Origin of the sequence: Flagellimonas flava, from assembly GCF_050617915.1 — a bacterium.
Classification (GTDB): Bacteria; Bacteroidota; Bacteroidia; order Flavobacteriales; family Flavobacteriaceae; genus Flagellimonas; species Flagellimonas flava_A.
The window spans coordinates 1-2,500 of record NZ_JBODQE010000018.1; the positions used below are offsets into that span (position 1 = coordinate 1).

A 2,500-nucleotide genomic window follows, 5' to 3' on the forward strand; every position below is an offset into this window, starting at 1 on the left:
GATAGCTGACGGTACCATGAGAATAAGGACCGGCTAACTCCGTGCCAGCAGCCGCGGTAATACGGAGGGTCCGAGCGTTATCCGGAATCATTGGGTTTAAAGGGTCCGTAGGCGGGCCGTTAAGTCAGGGGTGAAAGTCTGCGGCTCAACCGTAGAACTGCCTTTGATACTGGCGGTCTTGAGTCGTTGTGGAGTTGCCGGAACATGTGGTGTAGCGGTGAAATGCATAGATATCACATAGAACACCGATCGCGAAGGCAGGTAACTAACAACGTACTGACGCTGATGGACGAAAGCGTGGGTAGCGAACGGGATTAGATACCCCGGTAGTCCACGCCGTAAACGATGGATACTAGCTGTCGGGTCTTCGGACTCGGCGGCCAAGCGAAAGTGATAAGTATCCCACCTGGGGAGTACGTTCGCAAGAATGAAACTCAAAGGAATTGACGGGGGCCCGCACAAGCGGTGGAGCATGTGGTTTAATTCGATGATACGCGAGGAACCTTACCAGGGCTTAAATGTAACGGGACAGGCTTAGAGATAGGCTTTTCTTCGGACTCGTTACAAGGTGCTGCATGGTTGTCGTCAGCTCGTGCCGTGAGGTGTCAGGTTAAGTCCTATAACGAGCGCAACCCCTACCGTTAGTTGCCAGCGATTCAAGTCGGGGACTCTAACGGGACTGCCGGTGCAAACCGTGAGGAAGGTGGGGACGACGTCAAATCATCACGGCCCTTACGTCCTGGGCCACACACGTGCTACAATGGCCGGTACAGAGGGAAGCCACCCCGCAAGGGGGCGCGGATCTACAAAGCCGGTCACAGTTCGGATCGGGGTCTGCAACTCGACCCCGTGAAGCTGGAATCGCTAGTAATCGGATATCAGCCATGATCCGGTGAATACGTTCCCGGGCCTTGTACACACCGCCCGTCAAGCCATGGAAGCCGGGAGTGCCTGAAGTCCGTCACCGAGAGGAGCGGCCTAGGGCAAAATCGGTAACTAGGGCTAAGTCGTAACAAGGTAGCCGTACCGGAAGGTGCGGCTGGAACACCTCCTTTCTAGAGAAAGACGACCGGACGCCCAAGTCCGCCATCGGGTGGTTTCTTGTTTCTTTTATGCTGTCTTGCAATATGCAAACATACTGGCGGATTTTAGGCCAAACAGTCTCATAGCTCAGCTGGTTAGAGCGCTACACTGATAATGTAGAGGTCGGCAGTTCGAGTCTGCCTGAGACTACAAGTCGAAAGACAGGCGAGAGGTTTATGCCGAACTTGTTTCGGTAAGTCTGCCTGAGACTACTGTTTCGAGCGATGCTCGAAAAGTTATAAGTTTTGAGTTAAGGGTTCAAGGCTTATATAAGTTCATTGAGTATTGAATAGGAAATTCTGGAAGTTGGGCGGTAGTTATGGACTAACTACTAACTACTATGTACTAACGACTAGTATATGGGGAATTAGCTCAGCTGGCTAGAGCGCCTGCCTTGCACGCAGGAGGTCACCGGTTCGACTCCGGTATTCTCCACATGTGCCCAGCTTGACTGGGTACCTCTTTGGAAGGGCCACCGATCAACATCGGTCCTTGTCCGAAGAGACCCCGGACCAAGTTTGGGGTTGAACGTTCATTGACATATTGGGACGGAGCGCGATGGGAATTTGTCCCGTTGTTGCGAAGTCGAAGAAGAAACACGAAGTAGAATAGAATATATAAGGATTACGAGGGCATTTCCCGGCTTTATGCCGGGAGGTGCGACAAGCAAGAGAAGGGCGTATGGGGGATGCCTAGGCTCCCAGAGGCGACGAAGGACGTGATAAGCTGCGAAAAGCCGCGGGGATCTGCACACGAGATTTGATCCGCGGATGTCCGAATGGGGCAACCCGGCTGGTTGAAGGCCAGTCATCCCGATTTATCGGGAAGCTAACCCGCTGAACTGAAACATCTAAGTAGGCGGAGGAAGAGAAAACAAGAGTGATTCCGTTAGTAGTGGCGAGCGAAAGCGGAGCAGCCCAAACCAATGTTGTTTCGGCAATGTTGGGGTTGTAGGACCACGATGTTCTTTGTGCGATCAACCGGAAGCAGTTGGAAAGCTGCACGAGAGGGGTGACAGTCCCGTACGGGCAAGTCGCATTAAAGATAGTGGTATCCTGAGTAGCGCGGGGCACGTGAAACCCTGTGTGAATCCGGCGGGACCATCCGCCAAGGCTAAATACTCCTGGGAGACCGATAGTGAACCAGTACCGTGAGGGAAAGGTGAAAAGAACCGTGAATAACGGAGTGAAAGAGACCCTGAAACCATACGCCTACAAGCGGTCGGAGCATGTTTACATGTGACGGCGTGCCTTTTGCATAATGAGCCTACGAGTTACTTTTGTTAGCGAGGTTAAGCACTTCTGGTGCGCAGCCGTAGCGAAAGCGAGTCTGAACAGGGCGCTTTAGTTAGCAGTAGTAGACGCGAAACCGTGCGATCTACCCATGGGCAGGTTGAAGCTGTGGTAACACACAGTGG

General features: G+C 52.9%; 2 tRNA genes and 2 rRNA genes (1 of these 4 cut by a window edge). All 4 read left to right on the top strand.

Annotation, left to right across the window (positions count from 1 at the left end):
- Positions 1-1,055 (top strand): 16S ribosomal RNA (locus tag ACRHOZ_RS20730); the annotation flags it as partial.
- A gap of 104 nt (positions 1,056-1,159) precedes the next feature.
- Positions 1,160-1,233: transfer RNA gene (locus ACRHOZ_RS20735), tRNA-Ile, on the top strand.
- A gap of 211 nt (positions 1,234-1,444) precedes the next feature.
- Positions 1,445-1,518: transfer RNA gene (locus ACRHOZ_RS20740), tRNA-Ala, on the top strand.
- 224 nt (positions 1,519-1,742) lie between these two features.
- Positions 1,743-2,500, top strand: a 23S ribosomal RNA gene (locus ACRHOZ_RS20745); it runs 2,073 nt beyond the window's last position.